The organism is Paenibacillus sp. AD87 (assembly GCF_001659845.1).
Taxonomy (GTDB): domain Bacteria; phylum Bacillota; class Bacilli; order Paenibacillales; family Paenibacillaceae; genus Paenibacillus; species Paenibacillus marchantiae.
This window is the reverse complement of sequence record NZ_LXQN01000007.1, coordinates 2,286,596-2,308,714: the sequence shown is the minus strand read 5'-3', so window position 1 is coordinate 2,308,714 and position 22,119 is coordinate 2,286,596. Positions and strand designations below refer to the sequence as shown.

Below are 22,119 nucleotides of genomic sequence, written 5' to 3'. Positions count from 1 at the left end.
TAACCCTGCTTGTTAGCTTACTGGAACAAATTAAATATCACACTCGAAAGTCCCCACTATTCTAGGTTTCGTGCGAGCGGGAACTCACCTGGCCACTCATCAAGAGTTCTTCGGCCAGAGGGGACAACTTCTGCCCTGTAGGCTGTTGGAACCTCCTCCTGTGATGATGCAGTATAAATTAGTCCTCTACTTCGTGGGGCGAAAAAAAGATGGACTTAATCGTCACCATCCGTGTACACGGCTTTGTCTAATATGCAATATTCCCCCGTCTCAGGAAGCTGCAGCCCCATCGCCTTCTGCTGTCGTGTGTAGCCAAACATCGCTTCCATCCACTCCATCTCACTATACAGAAAATCACGCAGTGCGCCTTGATAATGATCTTCCAGGAATTGTTCAGCCTGCTGTTTGAGCTTCTCCTCAGATAGCCGTGTCTCGTTGTCCAGTGAAAATGGCATAGCCTAGCAAGTTGCCGTCCCTGGAGAGCGTGGTAGAAACGGCGTCATCACTCCCCTTTTAAACCCTTTTAACCCATAAAAATACCGCTTCTCCCTTCCCTGTGCCCCTCATGGTGTTCTCTTGATAGTCATTGACGTTTAGATCATAATCCGGTGAAACGGCAAACTGGTGCTCCGCTTGTTGTCTTAACTGCAGGGGGAATGTATCCAGGTCTCATTCGAGAAAATCTTGAGCCATTTCGTTGCGCAAATGTTCTAGTCCCTTCCGTAATTGTGTTTTTACAGTATCTAATGGCATATCCAGGATATGGGCGATTTGCTGCTGGGTCAGGTCCATCCTTTTACTTGGCTTAATTTTTTTCCTTTGCTGTCATTACATTTAGATATACACCTAATCGGGAATCGGACTATGTTCTTGTCCATTCCGGCAATCGGTACAAGTTCTTGTCCTTAGCTTGGGACAAGAACTTGTACCGATAAAATAAAAAAGCCGCTAAAATAGCGACTCCAATGAGACCATGTTCTTGTCCCTCGACATATATTGACATAAAGTTCCCTACCAAAATGACACAAAGTTCCCTACTTTCACGCAATCATGCCCTCAATGGAGTGAATTACGCCCTTATGTTTACAATGCAATAAACTTTGCTGGAATAGACAGGTGCTCTGGATCATCAGGAGAAAACAATCCCGATATGATATTTGTAGCACATGCGTGATCCATCCTTCCATCATGCACCTTAAATATATAACATAGGGCTATTTTGCAGAATTGACACATTCAGTCCTGCAAAATAGCTTTCTTGTGTGATTGCTTTATTACGCCTAACATGACTTCAGTTTTTAGCGATTGTAATTTACGTGTTAGAATGTGGAAGCAATACGCGCAGTTGTCCGCCATTGAGCGATAACCTAATCTGGCTCTTTATTTCCGGAATGATCTCCTTATTTCTTGTATCCATCAACGTGTGTTTATACCTCAGCTCAGTTGTTACAAATTCGTCACTCGTGTTAACAACTAATATGGCCTCTACACGATCCATTTTCCTGATCTGGTAAGCTAACGCATGCTTTTCCGAGCACTGAATCGGTTCAGTTATCAGGCCTTCGCAACCTGTTGGATGAGCAAATAAAACAGTCAGTAGTGGTTCATTGCGTCCAGCTTTTATTCTCAGATAGTTCAGCTGTGACTTTCCTTCCACCAATGGTGCAATGGGATAACTTCTTCCCCACTCTTGGATGATATCAGCACACTGAGGAAGCAGACTGATTGTTTCTAAATCCATACCGTAATGCCCGCTGGATAAGGCACGCTGACCTTTAATGGACGTTGACTTAGCTGCTAAAGGCAGATTCATTCTCGTCCCTTCTTCCGCATTCCGGATCACATCCCATAAAATCAAAGCATCCAGTCCATTTTTCATATATGTAATATGACGAGTATGGTTGCCTGCTCCTGTTGGACTCTGAATACGTATCGTTATTTCATCCAGCAGATCTGATGTGAGTAGATGCTGGACTTCGCTCACCCGAGGCATATCCACGTAGTATCCATTGTGGCGGAACTGTACTACGCTATGGGATGAAGAGCCTTTATACCAGACGAATGTACTGTCAAAATAACTTTCTACCCCCGGATCGACCACCAGTGGAATCCCATTTACATACCAGATAAAGGAAGCTTGGTCATGGTGTCCATGCCCTACAGGTGTCCGGCTTGAGATCACCGACAGATACCCTTCATCCGGACAATTAAAGTTCTGGCGGAAAAGATATAAGCCAATATCTTCGAAACTTTGCGATATCAAATGTAGTGTTTTTGAATCTGAGGCCAAAGTATCGATGCTAGATGGCATGAAGAAGTTTTCCAGCATATTCGATTCCACGCCGAATTCGCATAACGGCTTTCCAGCTCTTATCCAGGTCTCATATACCTGTGCACCAAGTTCTGGATCAGATGAGATGATCTCATCCACATACAGCCCAAGAACGGCGAAGCCGCCTCCGTTATCGAGCGTGTGATCTCCGAAGTTAGGTGTGCTGATTTTGTTGTCAAAAAACACATAGGGCGGCGTTTGTACCGACAACGCATATTTGAAGGTACTGCTGAATCGAGTACCTTGAAACCAGTTCTCTCCGGTCATATGGCGAAGTGTCTTGGCGAATGTACCATAACGCTGGATGACAGCGAACAGATAACGGATTGACTCCGGCCAGGAGCCATCCTCGTTAATGTGATAGTCCAGCTGGCCCTTCAGGATTAACCTGGCATTATCCAGCCATTGTCTTGCATGTGGCATCTCCGGAAATGCCAGTGCGAGCATCGCCGCTCCTGCCGCCATGTCTGTATGCCAGTTACTGGTTCCCTGCTGGGCGCGATAAGCTCCAAGTTCTGTTCGATCACGCAGATCCATCAGATCACGGATCAGATAATCCAGTTGAGCCATCATCCGGTCGTATTCCTCCTGTAAGAATACATTCGCATCCCGGATCAGTGAATACGAGGTGGCAATCAGCGTAGTGACACGTCCGATCTGTACTGCACCGTATGCATCCAGCCCGTCAGGACGTACATTATGAACAAGCCAGGACTCCACTCCCTGACAATAATCATTAAGCAACCATAGTAGCTGCAGTTTTACTTTTTCTGCATAACTCCGCTCGCCAGTCATGGCATACATCAGCGCATCCGCCTGAAAAGATACCGTAAGCTTAAGCTCTGGATTGCCCGGTAGTGATTTCTTGTTATGAATGCCGTGGAAAGAACCCACTTCTCTGCCGACTGCATCCTTGAATGTGAGCACAGCCTGAACACCCTCTTTAAACTTTCCTTCGACCTTTGCAAAATACGTGAGTGTATGGTTCACTCCCCCTTGTAGCGGGATATCCTTGTCATAAATCCAGGCCCCCTCGTCTCCTGACGTCGGGTTTTCCAGATAAATGGAATGACTGCCATCCTGCACATATTCCTCGCGGTCTTCCCAGTGCAATACTGGTTTTCCCTTGATTGCCACGGGCGTCCAGTGGTTCGGAAGCTGGTTCCCTTCATTGAATCCACTATTTTCAATTTCCAAATTGGCATCATGTGCAGGCAGAATGCTTACACGATCAATCCAGACATGACCCAGTTTGTCATGCTCCTCGTTGTCTTCTGAAGGAAGAACGAAGGCAAGAGATGCCGATGCTGCATTTTCTGGCGGGGTGAAGGTAAGCAGTCGCGAGCGAGTCCACAAGCCGAATTGTTTATTCAGCAAAGTCCAGTCCGGTTCGTCCTGCATCACGGAAGCGTACGATTGCAGATCAGCCAGACTTCTCCGTTCAGACCATTCTCTGACCTTCTGAAATTCACGTTCGAGCTCGTCGTTGCGTACCGTTTTTTCGCGAAGTTCGGTCAATCCCTGAGTGGTGAAAAATAAATTCCACTTTCCGTGCAAATCGCTTCGTAAAACCCGGCTGTGCCTAAGATGACGCATAGCGTTGAGAAGACGAACCAGTGCACTGCCAGACTCAGACACCTCTTCTGTCTTTAGCTGTGAGAGGGCTAAGCATTCCGCATTGGACAATTCCTGCTGTACTTGCTGATAAGCTTCGGGGTCAACCTGTCCCAGTTCGCTACCGGGCTTTTCATTCGCCAGGATTTGCTTAGCTCGCTGGCATATTTCTCTTACTTTTTGCTGCCAAACATCCTCCTGCACCTCATCCCAGAACAGTTCAATCAGAGGTCTTTTCTGTTGTTCCGGGTGGTTACAGGTGTAGAATCCGCAAGGTAGCTCTCCCTCTCCCAGGGTCAGTGCCAGCTGCAGCTTTCCTCCCTTCTCCATGGAACGAATGACATACTCGGATAGATCGGCATAACTGAAACCTTCAGCGAAGCCTAGTTGGAACGAACGTAGATACTGATCCGCAGAGGGCTGCATCTTCGGTTGTCGTTCAATTTGGCGGTAAGTCAACTGCTCCAGTGTCTGGAAGTGATGATTTGAATGTTCTAAGGCATAAAGATCTACGTTTTTCCCATCGGTATGATGATTAACAAGTCGCAGACGGGCATGACGAAGCCTGCGTTGACCTAGAGAAGGCAAATCGAATGTCAAATAGGCTATGCTGCCTGACTCCAATTCTACAGCTAGGAGGTCACCCTGTGACAGATCTGCTGTACTCTCGTTTACACATCCAATGGAAGATGCGTATACCTTCTCCGTCTCATAACAGTCTGCCATAATATGCTGATAGGTGTACCATTCTATAGCAGGTCTGAGCCCATAGGTGCCCATGTTATAGCTGGGTGCCATCGTACAATGTTCGGTCACGGCCTGTATATCCTCATCCGGTCGTGGCTCAATAAAAGCGCGATTACGGACAAATGGTGCCGTATACGTCCCATTCAATGCCGCCTCTGCTAGTGTAATCTGATCCGTCAGGGCTACCTTTGCACCTTCTGTGTATTGCTCTGCGTCTATTAGCAGTGTCACCCGGGCTTTGAATACAAGACGGGTAAGCTCTCGTCGATACGTTGAATATTCAAGCAGGTTATTCTCTTCATTGATGACTCGGTTCGAACAATGTACCCTGCTCAGGAATTGGTCCATTCCTTCGAGTAGATGGTAGATGTTATTCTTCTCTCGCTGTGTTTGTTCTTCTGCCTCCACCAGTGTGACAATGGTTTTCCAATCGTTTTCAGCATATTGTCCCGGTTCAGTTCCCACCACCGCGCGTTCTACCCAATCTTTGGCCAATGTCAGCACAGAGCCGGTTTCCTGCGTTTTCACCATGATTACTAATTCCTTCCCTTAAACATATTTGCCGTTACACCTCTTCGGACAATAAGGCAATAGCCCAAGGCCCGATGTTAAAATCGAGTGTTAGTCTACCGTTGCTGTCAGCCGTAAATTGCCTCTCGTTCAATTGATCTGCATAGGCAATCAGCTGTTCGGTCTGCTCTCTGCTCGGGGAATTTGGACTACCCATCTCATTCCACAACTGCACAGCAACGCCATGGTCGCGATCGACGGTTCTCAATACATATTGCGCCCCCGGAGTAACTTGCTCCACGACCACATTAAACGATCTGCTGCTCCCAAAAGACTGTGCTGTTTGCGCTACGGTCTGATCAGGATATACGGACATGGGTACCGTCCCTTTATAGTCTTCGGGATAGTTGTAAAACAACCCGCGAAGTTCTCCGTTATCTGTGCGAGTAATCACCGTACCTTCACTTCGTGCAAGTTCATGCTCTCCAAGTTGATTCAGAAATGAATAAGCATGGAAGGTTGGTTTCGGTATACCTTGCAGGTTCAGCATTCCGAATCCGCCATGAAAAGCCGCCGGCCCTGCGCCAACTTCTTCAAAGACATCTGTGAATACCCAGTAAGACAAGGAGTCGATCAGGTTAGACACTTCAAGATTCGTCTTGACCACATACGCGGCTGCGGGCAAATAGTCATGACTGCAATCTCGCGAAGAAGGACTGCTGCTCCATTCGGTGAGATGGATTTCGACATCTGGATAAGCGCTGCTTGCGATCACACGTTTCAGCCATTCAATATCATCTCTGGTGGAACTGGCATGTCGGGACCTTCCTAGAAACTCACCATGTCCATCCAGAGCAAAGTCTGTAGGGTATGGATGAGTTGATATAAAATCAACCGGAAGTTTCTTTCGCTCACAAAAAGCGAGGAAATCCTCGATCCAGACCCCTTTCCATTCAAGCGAGTCCAGGTCTTCCGTCACCAGTGTTAAATGGGTGGAGATATCTTCTAATTCGCCATCGAATCTAGCATCCGGAACAAAATTGCTCGTAGCCGGTCCACCGACACGAAGACGGTCATCTATAGCCTTGATTGCTGCGACAGACACTTGATACAACCTGAAATATTGCTCCTTCGTTCCATCCCAGAATGCACTCAGGTTCGGCTCGTTCCAGACCTCGAAGTACCAGTTCTTTACTTCCTCAAGACCATATCGCTGGGTCCAATGTTCAACCAGTTTTGAGATTAAATTTGCCCATTTGGCATAATCATTCGGAGGTGAAATATTACCTTTCCACCAAAATTGAGTTCGTTCCGTGGACGCTAGATCTATTGGCATAAAGCCAAATTCAACAAAAGGACGAATCCCCTGATCCAGCATCGCATCAAAAAGTGCGTCAACATACTGGAAATTGAACACTTCCTGTCCATCAACGATCTTGTATACATGCATATCATCGTGAAGCAAACCATGGAATCGTAAGTATCGGAATCCCCCATGCTTCACTGCCTTGAACAAGTGGCTCTGCCAGTCTGCACGAAGCCCTTCATTGGCTCTGCCTGCCCCAACACACGCAGACCATATATGATTCAGTGGTTTTGATTTTCCCTGAAAATTAATATTCATTCATACCCCTCCGTTATCTATTCGTTTTCGTATTGTAATCATGCGTATTGTCCAGTGTAATCAGATACGGTATCTACCGAACAGCTCATAAGTGTATCCTGCTTCCAGTTCCAACGTTATCGGCTCGCCGTTTGTGTTTATATCGTCGGACAGGTTAGCCCCAGCTCCCTGCTGCTTGATCTCGTTAATCTGATGTGCCTGAATACTGCACATCCCGGTCTGTGTAGCTGTAATGCTGCCGTTTAGACGTCCGTCTGCAAACCATTCGATGTTCACGGTGTAGCCACCACGCGCCTTCAGCCCCTTTACTTTCCCCTCAGACCACGCCGGAGGCAGAGCCGGGAGAATCGACAACGTTCCGGTGTGACTTTGCAATAACGCTTCAGCAATACCTGCTGTCGCACCAAAATTGCCATCAATCTGGAATGGCGGATGATTATCCAGCAGATTCGGTAACGTAGAGTGTTTTAACAGAGATATCAGGTTTTGATAGACTTGTTCTCCATCAAGCAACCGGGCCCAGAAATTAATCAACCATGCTCGGCTCCACCCGGTGTGACCTCCTCCGTTCTCCAAGCGACGTTCGAGTGTTACACGTGCAGCACGACTTAGCTCCGGCGTATTCGTAGGTGTAATACGATTACCAGGATACAGGGCAAACAGATGAGACATATGGCGGTGTCCCGGTTCTGCTTCCTCGTGATCCTCCAGCCATTCCATGATCTGTCCATGCTTCCCGATCTCGATCCCGGGAAGGCGATCTCGTACCGAAACCAGCTGATTTCGGAACTCCTGATCCTTGTTCAATTGAATCGATGCCTCGATACAACCTGTAAATAACTCGTGTAGAATCTGGTTGTCCATGGCCGGACCGTAACATAACGTCCCCTTTTCCCCACTCGGTAGCATGTAGGTATTTTCCGGAGAAACAGACGGATTCGTCACCAGTCTCCCATCCGGAAGTTCACTCAGATAGTCGAGGAAAAAGACAGCAGACTCTTTCATCGTTTCATAAGCCCGTCCCAGAAATGGCAAATCGCCACTGTACAGATAATGCTCCCACATATGAAGACATAGCCAGGCCGCGCCCATCGGCCAATGTGTAGCTGGCATATACGTATCCTGTGGAGCGGTGTCTGCCCAGATGTCCGTATTATGATGAGCGACGAACCCTTCACATCCATACATGACTTTGGCCGTGTGTCGCCCAGGCTCTCGCATCCGTTCAATCAGATCGAACAGAGGTTCGTGGCATTCAGACAGGTTGCATAATTCGGCTGGCCAATAGTTCATCTGGGTATTGATATTTATCGTATACTTACTATCCCATGGCGGCGTAAGATGTTCATTCCATATACCCTGCAAGTTGGCGGGCAATGATCCGGGCCGACTGCTCGCTACGAGAAGATAGCGACCGAATTGAAAATACAGACCCACCAACCCATGATCCGATTCTCCCGCCTGTACACGTTCCAGTCGTGCGTTGGCAGGCAGATGCTCCAATTCCTTATCTACTGGACCTAACTGGAGTGACATCCGATGGTATAATGCCTGATAATCCTTCCGATGCCGTTCTTTTAACGTATCTATGGAATACTTAGTAAGCTGTAGCAGACGCGTATCACATTCCTCTAGCGGTTGATCGTAGCGAAATGATGTTGCCGCGGTAAGTGATATGAAGACTTCATCCGCGTCTTTCACCAGCAAGGTTTCCCCCAGGATCTGTACTGAACCTCCAACCGTCTGTACCTGTATGGCTGCCGCGTAGTTGACTCCGCCCCCGCCTGTACTTCCATGCATCGCCATAGAGTTGTCTCTTAGGCGAATCATTCCATCCATATGACGTTTGCGTACACCTCCGGACAGCTGCACATCCACATGGATGCTTCCTGGCTGTTCAGCTGTCAGATGAATCATCATTGCATTGTCAGGATAACTAGTGAATATTTCCCGCCGATGTGATATTCCGTTCTGAATATAAGTTACCGCAACATGTCCTTCCTCCAGATTCAACTCACGGCGGTAAGACTGAGGTGCATTAATCTTCCCTGGCAATGCATTTCGAAAGGTTAACGTCAGTTCACCCAAAGGCAGATAGTGACGCTGGGATTCAGGAACTCCCGAAAGGGAAAGCAATGCAAGACGTTCAGCTTCCTGAAGATGCCCCTCCATAAGTAAGTCACGAATATTTCCCAGATGTGCAGCAGCATCCGGATTGTTCCGATCCGTAGGCCCGCCATACCATAAGCTATCCTCATTCAATTGAATAACTTCCTTCGTGATGCCACCATAGACCATTCCCCCCAACGTACCGTTACCAATGGGCAGACATTCGTTCCATTCTTTCGCTGGCTCGTCGAACCATATCGCAGATTGATTACTGTAGGCGTTTTCCATGACCATGCTCATTTTCCAGCTCCTCTCCATATGTTGTGACTATCATGCCTATTCATCTTCTTTGAAGATCGGTTTCAGCCACAGTTCGAAGGTGAATGCTTTGTCATCCAATCGATAAACATCCAGCAATTGCGGACCAACGGACGATGAACCCACGCCACTCATTTTATAATCCAGCTGAACGACCGTTTCCTGTCTCGGTTCAAGATCATACGTATGTGAAGCAGTAGCTAGATCTTCAGGTGTATAGTGTGATGCATTGAAAGAGAAGGGCTGGGAAGAAGCAAATTTCATACCCATACCGAGCAAATTTGTAACCATCGCCCATTCCGTTCCAAAGCGAGACCCATTCTCCTGTGGCATTACATAATCATCCGCGAAGAGATCATTTACGCGTGTAAGATATCTGCCTTTGCGTGCGCTCCGATGTTTATCCAGATAGCTTTCATGTGGTCCATACCCGTAATATTCAACTTCCTCATTCCCGGCAGGCATGATCCATTCCAGTCCGAACCTCGGCAGATAAGGGAAATTCTCACGTACATTCACACGGGTTTGCAATTGGATTACACCGTTGTGTTGCACATTCCAGATCGCCTCACCATGCAGAATCGGATACCGATCTGAAGCGCCTATAGAGTACTTTACACTTAGTGACACACCGTTTTCCGTTTGCTCCCAAGTTGTTCCATATATTTTCGTTTTGGCACGGTCATACCCTTCTTCACGCCATTTGCCCAGAATATAGGTATCGTTATCAATCGGTGCACGCCAAATGTGGAAACGAAGCGGTTTCTCAAGCATCTCCAGCCCTTCCCGTGTAATACTGGAAAAAGCTCCTAGATGCAGATTGAATTCATACCGATATCCATGACCTGTCATCACTAATGTTCCTTGATGCTCATCCGCATGAACATGGCGATAATCTATGGGTTTGGTCGTAATCTCCTCCTGCATTCGGGCAAGGGATTGAGTTTCATGAATGATGAACTGGGCAAAAGCGACCTCATACCCCATACTCGCCCAAGTGGTCTCCTGATTGTTCCAGAAGGACAGGGTCAGCTCCGCCGCCTGACCGTTCAATGCGGTAAAGTCATACGGAAGCGAAATACGCTGCTCACTTCCGGCTTGTGCTTCAAGCTGCCAGATTTGTCCCTGCTTTACAGTGACGCCATCCGATGTGATTTTCCAGTGTAGTCCAATATGAGACAGGTCTACAAAGTCATGACGATTGATCACGCTGAATGACCCCTGCGTCAGATCTATAGCTTCTACACGAATTGGAGCATGAATCTGCTTCAGCTCGATCAGACCTGAGTGTGGCTTTCGATCTGGCGAGACCAGGCCATCAATACAGAAGTTGCTATCATGGGGAGAATCTCCGAAATCTCCACCATAGGAATAGTAGGATTGACCATCCACTGTCTTGGAAGCAATTCCGTGATCAGACCATTCCCATATGCATCCGCCCGTGAGCTGCGGGTGTGCATAGATGAGATCCCAATAGTCCCCAAGATCCCCACAGCTGTTACCCATGGCATGGCTGTATTCACATAGGAACAACGGCTTGTGGCTGTTCTCATCTTCGATATACTTACGTACTTCATCGTAGGTAAAGTACATCTTGCTTTCTACATCCAGTGATTGGGTATTGGGATGTCCTCCAAATTGCGCAGCGGTTCCTTCGTAATGCACCAGTCTGGACTCATCGCGGCTTCGAATCCATTCGGCCATAGCGATATGATTATCGTGATATCCTGATTCATTACCCAGTGACCACATGATGACTGAGGCCTGATTCTTGTCACGCTCTACCATGCGAACCGCGCGTTCTAGGAATGCTTCTTTCCATGTTGGATCAGCTGAGAATTGTTGGTAACAGCCATCTTTGAAATTACCCGCTTGGCCAATGCCATGGCACTCCAGATCCGCTTCATCAATGACATACATACCGAACTCATTGCATAATTCCAGGAAACGTGGGTCATTGGGATAGTGAGCTGTCCGAATCGTGTTGATATTGTATTGCTTCATTAATTTGATATCCTCGATCATCGCTTCCATCGGAATGGTCTGCCCCAGCTCCGGGTGGGAATCATGCCGATTGACTCCCTTGAGCTTGACTGCTTTGCCATTGATCCGGAATACGCCTTCATGCACATCTACCGTTCGAAAACCTACAGAAGAGAGAATCACTTCATCCCCTGCTGTCAAATATAAATCGTACAGGACCGGATTCTCTGCACTCCACATCCCAGGTTTCTCCACGTCCAGTTTTAACGCACCTTTGTCTTCAATTACACCATCGGCTGCTGCAACCAGCCTGCCTGAGGCATCTTTAAGTTCAGCCTTCACGTACAAGCGGCCTGTGGTTTCAATCTCGGACACCAGCGTGACTTGATTACCCGCTGCTGCAAATTGCTGTTTATGAAAAACATCACGAATATGTGCTTTGTCCCGTGCCAATAGGTATACATCCCGATATATCCCTGAATAACGCCACATATCCTGATCTTCAATATAGGTTCCATCACACCATTTGAGTACCATCAAGGCCATACGGTTTAATCCAGGCTGAAGATATTCGGTTAGATTAAATTCTGCCGGTATCCGACTGCCCTGACTGTAACCTACGTATTGACCGTTGACCCAGAGATAGAAACAGGAATTCACGCCTTCAAATACGACATATCGTTCTTTGGCATCCCATTCCGATGGCACCTCGAAATCCTTTACATATAAGCCTGCAGGATTGTCGTCGGGTACGAATGGCGGATCACATGAAATCGGATAGTTATAATTAATATACTGAAGCTGATCGTATCCGTTTACTTGCCAACAGGAGGGGACTATTAGATTGTCCCATCCGCTAGCATCATAGCTCTTTTGATAGAAAGCTTCATGGATCTGAGCGACACTGGCATGAAACTGAAATTTCCATTGGCCGTTCAACGTCTGGAAATAGGGTGACTTGCCCCTCTTTCGTGTCTTGGCACTCACAGCATCATGATACGGGATGTAGTAGGCTCTTGCTGTCTCCCGATTTACGTGTAGAGTAGTTGGATCTTCCCAATGTTTTGTAATGTTCAGCATATCAACATTCCTCTCTATATGTTCTATGGGATCAACTAGCGATTTCACATTTCAGTTAAGAAGTAAAGCGTTTTCAACAAAATTTTATAAATGCTTGAGCTAAACTAGGGTATCTCAGCATTTTGCATCTTTCACTTCCTCGCAAAAACCTTATCTATGTGTATCCTATATATTTTCCAGTGGCATGAGAAGCCAAAATCCACTTGCAATGGTACCCAAAAACAACTGAATTCCAAAAAAGGCAGAACGCCAGGAGTTGGAATTTCTCCCTAGTGTTCTGCCTTTTTATGATATGATTCCAATGATTAATTTTGATATTGCTTCTTAAACTCGGAAGGTGTCATGCCTACTTTTTTCTTAAAGACGTCGCTGAAATACGATCGTTCTTCGTATCCAACTTCCATGGCGACTTCTTGAAGCGTTATTCCCTGTAAAATCAAAATTTTTGCCTTCTCAATTCGTTCTTGCACCACAAATTGCAATACCGATTGGTTGGTTACTTTTTTGAACAGGTTGGAGTAATAGCTGGTACTTAGGTGTACCTGTTTGGCATAATCCGCTACGGATGCATTCAGGTGCAGATGTTCTCGAATATAGGCGATAGACTCATTAATGACCACATGTGCAGTCTCTTTCTGCTTCTTGCCTATGTTCTCACAATACATATGACAAATTTCGGCCACGATGGACTGTAACTCGGTCAGTGAATCTGTATCATATGTCAGCTTATGAATCTTGCGATCGAAGAAATGTGGTTCAACTAACTCCAGATCTTCGTTGATGGCATTACGAACGTTGACCATTAACTCAATCCAGAACATTTTGACTTTATCGGGTGTAGGCATGGCCTGACTGTCTTTCCATTCACTAAAAATGCCATCCAGTACCTCATTAATTTTGCTCGTGGCCCCGGAACGAAGCAAGTATACCAACTCACGCTCTTTTTCCGACGAAAATTTCACATAAGTCGCGTGATTCTCAGCATAGATTGGATAAGCGAATACACTGTTACCTCCAGTGTAGAAGTTATAGGACAAGGCATACATGGCCTGCTGATACGTGATGGGTAATTCGTGAATATGCTCGACCTTGGTGCCGACGCCAATGGATATAGAGTAACGCGTGTATCTCTCCACATTCTCTCGGCAGGCTTCAGCGATTTTCAGCATTTCCTCATTGTCATCCGCACGATCGTTCACAATACATACGAACCGGTTAATATCGTCCCTGAACACAACAGCCCCGGTAAATGTACGAATCGTCTCCTCCAAAATATTCTGTAATGAGAATCGCTGTAATTCAACATCACTTACACCGGCCTTATTCGTGTAATAATTATCCATCTCCACGGTAAATACCGTGAAATAATGGTCATTCATGTTGACATTCAGAAAATCCCACTTCTCCTTCACCGTTTCCGGATGGGAAGAATAACGCACCAGTAGATTCAGGTACTCCTGCCTCAACAAGGGCATACTCTCCCGCAATTTCCGTTCCACATCCATGAGATGATGACGACTTTCTTTTTCTTTTTCCAGCTGCACCTTGGCTCTGCATATGGTCTCCAACAATTCATTCGGTGTAAAAGGTTTCAAAATATAATCAAACCCGCCTAGATTGAGTACTTGCTGTGCGTAGCTAAAGTCTGAATATCCGCTGATGAAAATAAGTTTTGCACCCGATTGCTTCGCCTGCTCAATCATTTCAATGCCGCTCAGTTTCGGCATCCGGATATCTGTAACGATAATATCGGGTTGTTTCTCTTGAATGAGCTTTAATCCATCCAGACCATCATACGCGGTACCCACTACTTCTATGGCATAATCGTCCCAAGGCAAGTCATGTGCAATACCATCAACGACAGCAGGAATATCATCGACAATGACCAATGAAAATGTGTGCTTCATCTTAAGATGCCCCCTCGATTTCAAGCGGAATGAGAATTTCGATGCTAGTTTGTATATATGGTGTACTGGTTACATTGAATTCTGCTCTGCTTCCATAGTACAAGGAGAGCCGTTTACCAATATTTCTGAGCGCGAAACCTTCACAATCCGACACATCCAAATGCGGATTATCTGCCTCATGCTCCTGGACGTTGAAGCCTTGACCATTATCAATCACTTTCATCTGCAGGAACTCATTGACAACCGTAACCCTAATATGAATCCGTCCCTCATTTCGATAGTCTTTGAAACCATGCAGGATGCTGTTTTCTACCAACGGTTGCAACAACAATTTTAGCGTGGAAAGCTGCTTAATCTCCTCATCACATTCAATCGTGTATTCAAATAGGCTCGCATAACATAGCTTTTGAATTTTCAAATACTGAGTTACGTGCTCCAGCTCCTTCCCCACCGTTGTAAGCTCTTCCCCATTGTTTAATCCGACACGGAACAGAGCCGATAAGGACATAATCATCTCTCGGACTTCTTCTTGTTTGTTGGAGTGAGATTTCCACAGGATGGTATTTAACGTATTATACAAAAAATGCGGATTCATCTGAGCCTGCAACGCCTTCATCTCGGCGATTCGCTCGGCATGTTGTGCATCCAGTCGCTGCCTGGTAAGAAGTTCAATCTGATCCAGCATGCTGTTAAACCTGAAGCCGACATGAGTGAACTCATCTTTGTATTCCCCTTGAAAACGAACGGACCAATCGTTATGCTCGACCTTTTTCATGACGGATTGTAATTGATTTAATGGACGCAGCAGTAAACTTGTTAATTTTCGTGATACCAGCAATGCCAATAGACCGAATATAACGATGACACTGATCGTGACGAGTTGAATCAAACGGACATCTTTCAAAAGTACATTTCGTTCAGTAAGGTGCACAATTAACCAGTTATCCGGAAAAGCCACCGTGGAATAATTCACCAGATAGCGAATATGGTTGACCGTATATTCAAAATGTCCCTTATTATCCTTCAATCGGCCTCTGAAATTAGAGTCGGCGGCCAGTTGACTGGAGAGGGAATCGGCTTCAAATGCTAGTTTTCCGTTCTCGGTAAATACAACAGGAATGGCATCTCCACTGTTTTTGAGCAAGTACTCCTTCAAGGCACTCTCACTCACATCAACGACTATATGTGTATCTGCCGGTGCATTCTGTACGATAGGCACAAACATCAAACTGAGTACGTTCTGACCAGTTCTAAACAGATCATCTGGATGTGACTCCACCCATCCTGGAAGATGTCCCTTTTCTAAAAAAGGATAAACGTTGCTCTCTGAGAATGGAATTCCCCCAGTGCGATTATCCGGGTTAGAAAAGTACTCGCCAACAGGAGTGTTAACCAAGATAGACGTGATGCCTGGCTCAATGAGCTTCATTTGAAAAATAGGCGTTTGCAGTGACTGATTCAACTTGAAATGATCATAATAGCTGAGTTCTCCGCCCTTTGCCGTTTCCTTAAGCAACTGATTAAACTGATCGCTGGACATAAAAGTCAGCACGGCAAGCCGAATTTTGCGCAGTTTTTCCTCCAAAGATTGCGCTGATTTATCGATAATCCCCTGATTAAGGGAATACGATTTGTTCTCCAGTACCCGGGAGGCAATAAGATAAGATGTTCCTCCGCAGACAACTACAGCAATCATCGTAAACAAAATTAGTGATAATTGTATGCGCTCTCGGAATGTAGTTGAATATAGCCATTTTTTCATATTCATTCTCCCGATAATCAATAATTCATAGTATACCGTACTAACCGCATAAGAATATATAGCAATAGAGAAGCCGTTTGGCTTCTCCATTGCTGCTACTACACTGTTATGTCACTATTGGATACTTAGGTAACGAGCGTAAGCATCGTTGTAGATTTGGATATATTCTTCTACACCGAGATTTTTCAGTTGAGTTTTGTACGCCTCAAATCCGGCCTCCACATTTTCACCACCCATGACCCAGGTCTGGGCTTTCTCTGCAAAATACGTATCAATCTGGCCTTTCAACGCATCTAGACGTTTTTGCTCCTCTTTTGTGAAGTTCAATGTTGGCAGTACATAGTTATCAGAGATAATTTTTTTATCCTGGTATTCCTTAATGCCTTTCAAAGCAATTTCATTCGTCCATTGTTCTTCATAAGAGAAGTCCTGCCATGCCCCCATTTTCGGCAATTGTGCGCCAAAGGCTTCTACCAAATAGCCATTAACCGCCGGTTGGCTTAAGACTTCCTCTGTGAATTTCGGCTTGCCATCAACCATGGTGTAGGACTCGCCTTCAATCCCGAAGTTGAACAATCGACGTCCTTCTTCACTCCACCAAAAGTCAAAATATTTTACTGCATCTTCGATATGCTTGCTTTGTGCCGTAACGCCCCAACCGAATCCGCTAAGCTGAGCACGCTTGCCTACTTCATACACATTTCCAGAAATACTTGCAGGCGGAGCAAACGGGATAAAGTCGAGATTTGGAACATCTTTGCTCAGAGATTGATTAAAGTTGGCTGTACTCGCAAACCAGTCATGTGTGGAACCTGCGGTATTGTTGCCCAGCAAAACCTCCCGTGCTTTGGAGCGAGTATAGATCTCCTTATCGATCAAGCCCTCTTTATACCACTTGGCAATGTTCTCGATCCCTGTTTTGAATTGATCCTCATAAGGGCCATATACGATTTTTCCATCTTTAATGTAGAAAGAATGATAGGCATCCCATAGAGGTAACAAGCTATACGCTCCGACTACATTGTCCCGCTGCATGAAAGGTACTTCATCCTTCTTCCCGTTTCCGTTCGGGTCCTGATCACGGAAGGCTTTCAATACCTCGTAATATTCGTCCACTGTTTTCGGTGTTTCCAGCTTTAATTTGTCCAGCCAATCCTGACGGATAAACCAACCGGTGGAAGCGCTACCATCAGCAACAAAAGGAATAGCATATATATTTCCGTCAGCAGCGGTAATTGTTTTTCTCACTTCTTCATGTTCATCCAGGAACTTCTTGAAGTTCGGCGCCAGTTTATCGATATAGTCATTCAGTGGTTCCAATGCACCCTCGGCTCCAATAGAGTTCAGGTCCGCCGTGTAATAACTAACGATATCCGGCAGTGTTCCAGAAGCTAGCATCAGGTTATAGGCCTGTTTCTCTTCTCCGCCAGCAGAAGCCACGTTGTTCAAGGTTACCCCGGTGAGTTCAGCTGCTTTTTTCAGAACAGGTGAGTCCATCTTGACTACACCCGCATCATCAAAATAGAAGATGCTCAGATTTGCCGATTCTTGGCTTGATGAACTTTGGGATGGAGTTTGAGTATTGCTCCCGGTTTTGTCTGAGCTACACGCTCCGAGTACGGATGCACTCAACAATAGAGATGCCATTAATAATGCTGCTTTCTTTTTCACACAAATGCCCCCTCTGTGATAGTCAAACTTCTATATCAAAATGCAGTCGGATGGGACAACATTCGGATATTCCTTATCCCTTTAACGAGCCAATCATGACACCCTTAACAAAATATTTCTGAATAAATGGATACACCGCAATAATCGGAATAATGGCAACCACGATAGTAGCATATATGACAGTTTCTCCAGTTGTAAAGGATACATCGTTCATCATGTTCTCCGATGGTTTCATCTGTACAACAAGTCTGTTCAGCAAAACCTGTAACGGAAACTTGCTTTCATCGCGCAGCATGATCATTGACCAGAAGTAACCGTTCCATCTACTTACGGCGTAAAACAAACCAATTGTAGCCAGCGGAGCTTTCGAAAGTGGAATGACAATACGCATCATCACACCTATATCCCCCGCACCATCAATGCGTGCCGCCTCTTCGATCTCTTCAGGAAGAGATTGAAAGAATGTACGCAGAATAACAAAGTTAAATGTACTTATCGCAAACCCGATAATTATGCCAAATCGATTATCCAGCAAACCAAGACTCTGGAAGTTCAGGTACATCGGAATCATACCAGCATTGAAAATCAGTGTGAAAGAAATGATCAAATTAATCGTTGTCCGGCCTTTCAACCTTTTCTTCGCCAGTGGATATGCACCACAGATCGTCAAAATCATACTTGTTAATGTGCCGACAACCGTGTAAAAAATCGTATTGCCGTAACCGGTCCAAATCCCTTTCTCACCCAGCACTGAAGTGTAAGCTTCCCACGTAATTCCTTTTGGAAACAGAAGAACCTCTCCTGACACTACTGCCTGTGGGGAACTTATAGACGCAGACAGGACATATAAGAACGGATACAGGGTCAGACAGGCGAACAACCCCAGAATAATATAGTTGAATACATAGAATACTTTTTCTCCACGACTCTCCATCATAAGCTATCACCTACCATAGTCCAGATTCTGTATATTTCTTGCTCAGTTTATTTGCAGCAATGATGAGAATAAATCCAACGACTGAGTTAAATAATCCTACTGCCGCAGCCATATCATACCTTCCATTTACGATACCTTCACGATAGACATAGGTACTAATAACATCCGCAGTTGCGTAAGTTACCGGTTGGTAGAGAAGAATTATGGCTTCATACCCTACTTCGAGCAAGCTACCGATCTGCAGTATGAGCATGATCATGATCGTTGGAAGGATTCCTGGGATCGTAACGTGAAGTGTACGTTTCCATTTGCTTGCTCCATCAATAACAGCGGCTTCATACAGTTCCGAATTAACACCGGATAACGCAGCAATATAAATGATGGCCGCAAACCCGGTACCCTGCCAAATGTTCATGGAGTTCAGTATGGTTCGGAAGAAACTCGCATCAGCCAGGAAGTAAATTTTATCTCCACCAAACTTCTCAATAATGAGGTTGACTATACCGTTTCCGGGAGCCAGGAAATTAGTAACAATTCCCGCTACGATAACAACCGATATAAAGTGGGGCATATAAGTAAACGTTTGCACAACTTTTTTGAATTTGGAACTCTTGACCTCATTGAGAAGTAGAGCAAAAATAATTGGTGCTGGAAATACAAATAGCAATGCGTACAAGCTGATAATCAGTGTATTCTTTAACACCCTGTAGAAATATTCACTTTGTAAAAATTCCTGAAAGTGTTGAAGACCTACCCATTCGCTACCCTGAATTCCTCTGAATATGCTATAGTCCTTGAATGCAATCTGTATGCCGTACATCGGCTTGAATGCAAACATGACATACCATAATAAAAAGGGAACTAATAGCAGATAAAGGAACCAGTCTCGTTTAATCAAAGCCCATAATGTAGATGTCCTCTTTACGCTCTTGGCATTGTACGTTTGAATTTTCGTGTTTGTCGTCACCTTGTCTAAGGCCTCCTCCAGATCCTCGTCTATGTGTTTGTTTGTTGTGAAATCATCTTAACATGGAATCCAAATGACCCATGAGGTAAAATCCAACGCCGTTAGTACGGAAAAACAACTTTGTTTTGTAATAAAAATGTTAACCAAAAACGAGGACTCGCTATGTAAGCAAGCCCTCGTTTTCATTCTCAACGGAATATAATTAAATGCATAATTTAAACAGTTCACCAGAAATACAAGTCGGTTCCTTTTAACTTATAAATGGCTTCGATAAAGTAATAATCTCCATAAATAATAGATTGATGATGCTCTTTGGCATGATACGCAGCTGATCCATTTTTGAGGATACAATCGCAATCTGTGGTCCAGTCTGCTCTGTCTTCATCCAATGTTTTCAGCAATTTAAGGGCAGGTTTCAGATATAGATCCTTCTCATGAAGTTCGACTGCCTTTGAAACCTCAATAAGTCCGCAAGCTGCAATTGCTGCAGCTGTTGAATCTTCATATGCTGGCTCCTTCGGTTGTCTAAAGTCAACAGGAATAATTCCATTATCCGGAATGTTGACGATAAAGTAGTGAGCAATGCGCTTCGCCGTATCAAGATATTCCTTTTTGCCTGTATGAATGTAACTCATCATAAAACCGTACAATCCCCACGTCTGACCTCTCGTCCAAGAAGAGCCTTCACCATACCCTTGCCCACCATATGATTTTATAACATCCCCTGTAAACGGGTCGAATTCTACAATATGATTGACGGAACCATCAGGACGTACAAATGTGTTCATGACCGTATCCGCATGCTTGAGGGCAATCTGCATGAATCGTGGATCTCCGGTTTCTTCCGTTGCCCAATAGAGTAAGGGAATGTTAAACATACAGTCAATTATGGCCCATCCTCTAGTATCTTCTCCGCTGATGTCGTTCCATGCGCGAATAAACTCTCCCATCGGGTTATAGCGTCCTGCCAACAAGTTGGCAGCATGAAGCGCCCGTTTGCGAGATTCAGGGTTTTTGGTCAGTTTATAGTTTGCGACACTAGTTGGCAGCCACATAAATCCCACGTCATGATGCAGACCGTAATACTGCTGAAGGCCCGCATCGAGCTTGTCTTCTGAGATATTTGCAACATTTTTGTATTTCTCTTGACCCGTATTGTAGTACATCTGCCACATCATTCCACCCCAGAAACCATTGGTCCACCAGTTTATCCCGTCGGCATGTGTACCACTAGGATTTTCGACAGATCGGTCATCATGAACCCCATTTACGGTAGTGTATGGGATTTTATTTTTGGATTTTTCGCTCACCCAATCTAATTTTTGAATAATCCGTTGCTCAATATCTTGCAGCCAGACACTCTGCTGTTCTATGTTTAACATTCCAATTCCCGCTTTCCTGTTATGGATTTATAATTCTTATCTTGTTAAAACGACATTATTGTAACATGCTAGAATCCGTGAAAGTTTTGCTGCGTTTAAAGAAAATAACGTTCTGTTGCACTTTTGACAAACGAGAAAGCAATGCTACAATTTAGTAAAAATGGTGTGGAGTGATTGTCATGGAAGTTGGTTTTGAATCCGTTCCATTTCATGGACAACCTTTGATCTGGACAGACCGTCATCGAACAAGTAAAACAAATAGCAGTTTTTATCATTGGCACCAGTGCTGCGAGTTTTTGATCGTATTTGAAGGTAAGGGCACAGTGGTCATGAATAACAAGACCTATCCAATTAAGCCGGGGATGCTCTATGTATTCCAGCCATTCGAAATACACAAAGTCTTTGCTAAAGTAACTCATGAAAGTCATTACGAAAGAGCAGTGATCCATTTAGATCATGTGGTTATAGATCAGTATTTAAAAGACTATCCACGTCGCAGAGAATGGTTTGACCGTTTGTGCTATTCCAGTGGGATTGAGCGCGCATTTGACTTAAGCAGAGATATGGATCTCTTTAGCTACTGTATGGAAGATTACGGACAAATTGCTCACATGGAACAAGGTGAATCCCGGGAGGAAATTACCGTATTCGTTCTTCAGTTTCTTAGTGCTATGGCAAGGATCTTCCCTATAGATCAATCGGAACCCAGTCTTACTCGGCGCAAGAAAGAACATTCTGAGCTTATTATGCAGTGGTTGGATGAACATTATATGGAATCTAACATTCTCAACAAGCTGGCAGACCAACTGCATTTCACAAGATCCTATGTGTCCCGGCTTTTCAAGAATGAAACTGGAAGCAATTTGAGCGAGTATCTTACTGCCAAACGAATTAAAGTAGCAGCTCATATGCTGGAAACGACAACTATGTCGGTGGAATACATAAGTCATCACGTAGGCTTCCAGAATGTTTCACATTTTATCTCGTGTTTCAAAAAAACGTATCAGGTCACACCTTTGAAGTATAAGTTAAATCAAAAAAACAGCGGATTGGAGAGCCATGAAATATAGCATTCAAAACCTGCTCAACGAAGAAACCTCCAGACCCGCAGCGAAAGCGGAAATTTGGAGGTTTTTCATTTGAAATAAGATTTAGAGAAATGAATTTGGCTAGTTT

The 22,119-nt window shown here is 45.0% G+C and carries 13 protein-coding genes; 1 reads left to right on the top strand and 12 read right to left on the bottom strand.

The genetic code is table 11. The features are described 5' to 3' along the window. Window positions 1–215: 215 nt before the first annotated feature. The 12 genes from gpAD87_RS32550 to gpAD87_RS10150 all read right to left on the bottom strand — a co-directional run bounded on the left by gpAD87_RS32550 (window position 216) and on the right by gpAD87_RS10150 (window position 20,943). Window positions 216–455, bottom strand: a complete 240-nt coding sequence (locus gpAD87_RS32550; protein ID WP_064637994.1) for a YcdB/YcdC domain-containing protein — start codon at window positions 453–455, stop codon at window positions 216–218. Between the two features lie 214 nt (window positions 456–669). Next, the gene (locus gpAD87_RS32545; protein ID WP_231952749.1) at window positions 670–753 is read right to left on the bottom strand and encodes a hypothetical protein; all 84 of its coding nucleotides are present in this window, start codon (window positions 751–753) and stop codon (window positions 670–672) included. Between the two features lie 559 nt (window positions 754–1,312). Further along, complete coding sequence (locus gpAD87_RS10195; protein ID WP_064637992.1) at window positions 1,313–5,224, bottom strand: heparinase II/III domain-containing protein; 3,912 nt, start codon at window positions 5,222–5,224, stop codon at window positions 1,313–1,315. A 34-nt stretch (window positions 5,225–5,258) separates the two neighbouring features. Beyond that, a complete protein-coding gene (locus tag gpAD87_RS10190) occupies window positions 5,259–6,827 on the bottom strand; it encodes a GH39 family glycosyl hydrolase (protein ID WP_064637988.1) in 1,569 nt (522 codons plus the stop codon). Between the two features lie 60 nt (window positions 6,828–6,887). Then, window positions 6,888–9,254, bottom strand: a complete 2,367-nt coding sequence (locus gpAD87_RS10185; protein WP_231952503.1) for a glycoside hydrolase family 95 protein — start codon at window positions 9,252–9,254, stop codon at window positions 6,888–6,890. 18 nt (window positions 9,255–9,272) lie between these two features. After that, window positions 9,273–12,317 (bottom strand): glycoside hydrolase family 2 TIM barrel-domain containing protein, encoded by a 3,045-nt coding sequence (locus tag gpAD87_RS10180; RefSeq protein ID WP_064637985.1) that lies wholly within the window; start codon window positions 12,315–12,317, stop codon window positions 9,273–9,275. A gap of 305 nt (window positions 12,318–12,622) precedes the next feature. Continuing rightward, window positions 12,623–14,224: a response regulator gene (locus gpAD87_RS10175; protein ID WP_064637983.1), complete on the bottom strand. Its 1,602-nt coding sequence runs from the start codon at window positions 14,222–14,224 to the stop codon at window positions 12,623–12,625. A 1-nt stretch (window position 14,225) separates the two neighbouring features. Further along, window positions 14,226–15,986, bottom strand: coding sequence for a sensor histidine kinase (locus gpAD87_RS10170; protein WP_064637981.1), 1,761 nt, complete (start codon window positions 15,984–15,986; stop codon window positions 14,226–14,228). A gap of 114 nt (window positions 15,987–16,100) precedes the next feature. Further along, a complete protein-coding gene (locus gpAD87_RS10165; RefSeq protein WP_082935065.1) occupies window positions 16,101–17,657 on the bottom strand; it encodes an extracellular solute-binding protein in 1,557 nt (518 codons plus the stop codon). A 73-nt stretch (window positions 17,658–17,730) separates the two neighbouring features. Beyond that, the gene (locus tag gpAD87_RS10160) at window positions 17,731–18,594 is read right to left on the bottom strand and encodes a carbohydrate ABC transporter permease (protein ID WP_064637980.1); all 864 of its coding nucleotides are present in this window, start codon (window positions 18,592–18,594) and stop codon (window positions 17,731–17,733) included. A gap of 10 nt (window positions 18,595–18,604) precedes the next feature. Beyond that, complete coding sequence (locus gpAD87_RS10155) at window positions 18,605–19,561, bottom strand: ABC transporter permease (RefSeq protein ID WP_082935064.1); 957 nt, start codon at window positions 19,559–19,561, stop codon at window positions 18,605–18,607. Between the two features lie 224 nt (window positions 19,562–19,785). Continuing rightward, window positions 19,786–20,943 carry a glycoside hydrolase family 88 protein gene (locus gpAD87_RS10150; RefSeq protein WP_064637978.1) on the bottom strand — a complete coding sequence of 386 codons (1,158 nt, stop codon included), beginning with the start codon at window positions 20,941–20,943 and terminating at the stop codon, window positions 19,786–19,788. 179 nt (window positions 20,944–21,122) lie between these two features. Here gpAD87_RS10150 and gpAD87_RS10145 point away from each other — a divergent pair, with 179 nt between their 5' ends. After that, window positions 21,123–22,013: an AraC family transcriptional regulator gene (locus gpAD87_RS10145; RefSeq protein ID WP_064637976.1), complete on the top strand. Its 891-nt coding sequence runs from the start codon at window positions 21,123–21,125 to the stop codon at window positions 22,011–22,013. The last annotated feature ends 106 nt before the right edge of the window (window positions 22,014–22,119 follow it).

What these genes read in the sequence shown, in the direction of transcription:
- gpAD87_RS10150 (WP_064637978.1), bottom strand. Translation starts at nt 20,943, where the DNA reads ATGTTAAACATAGAACAGCAGAGTGTCTGGCTGCAAGATATTGAGCAA.
- gpAD87_RS10145 (WP_064637976.1), top strand. Translation starts at nt 21,123, where the DNA reads ATGGAAGTTGGTTTTGAATCCGTTCCATTTCATGGACAACCTTTGATC.
- gpAD87_RS32545 (WP_231952749.1), bottom strand. Translation starts at nt 753, where the DNA reads ATGCCATTAGATACTGTAAAAACACAATTACGGAAGGGACTAGAACAT.
- gpAD87_RS10170 (WP_064637981.1), bottom strand. Translation starts at nt 15,986, where the DNA reads ATGAAAAAATGGCTATATTCAACTACATTCCGAGAGCGCATACAATTA.
- gpAD87_RS10180 (WP_064637985.1), bottom strand. Translation starts at nt 12,317, where the DNA reads ATGCTGAACATTACAAAACATTGGGAAGATCCAACTACTCTACACGTA.
- gpAD87_RS10195 (WP_064637992.1), bottom strand. Translation starts at nt 5,224, where the DNA reads ATGGTGAAAACGCAGGAAACCGGCTCTGTGCTGACATTGGCCAAAGAT.
- gpAD87_RS10160 (WP_064637980.1), bottom strand. Translation starts at nt 18,594, where the DNA reads ATGATGGAGAGTCGTGGAGAAAAAGTATTCTATGTATTCAACTATATT.
- gpAD87_RS10175 (WP_064637983.1), bottom strand. Translation starts at nt 14,224, where the DNA reads ATGAAGCACACATTTTCATTGGTCATTGTCGATGATATTCCTGCTGTC.
- gpAD87_RS10185 (WP_231952503.1), bottom strand. Translation starts at nt 9,254, where the DNA reads ATGGAGAGGAGCTGGAAAATGAGCATGGTCATGGAAAACGCCTACAGT.
- gpAD87_RS10190 (WP_064637988.1), bottom strand. Translation starts at nt 6,827, where the DNA reads ATGAATATTAATTTTCAGGGAAAATCAAAACCACTGAATCATATATGG.
- gpAD87_RS32550 (WP_064637994.1), bottom strand. Translation starts at nt 455, where the DNA reads ATGCCATTTTCACTGGACAACGAGACACGGCTATCTGAGGAGAAGCTC.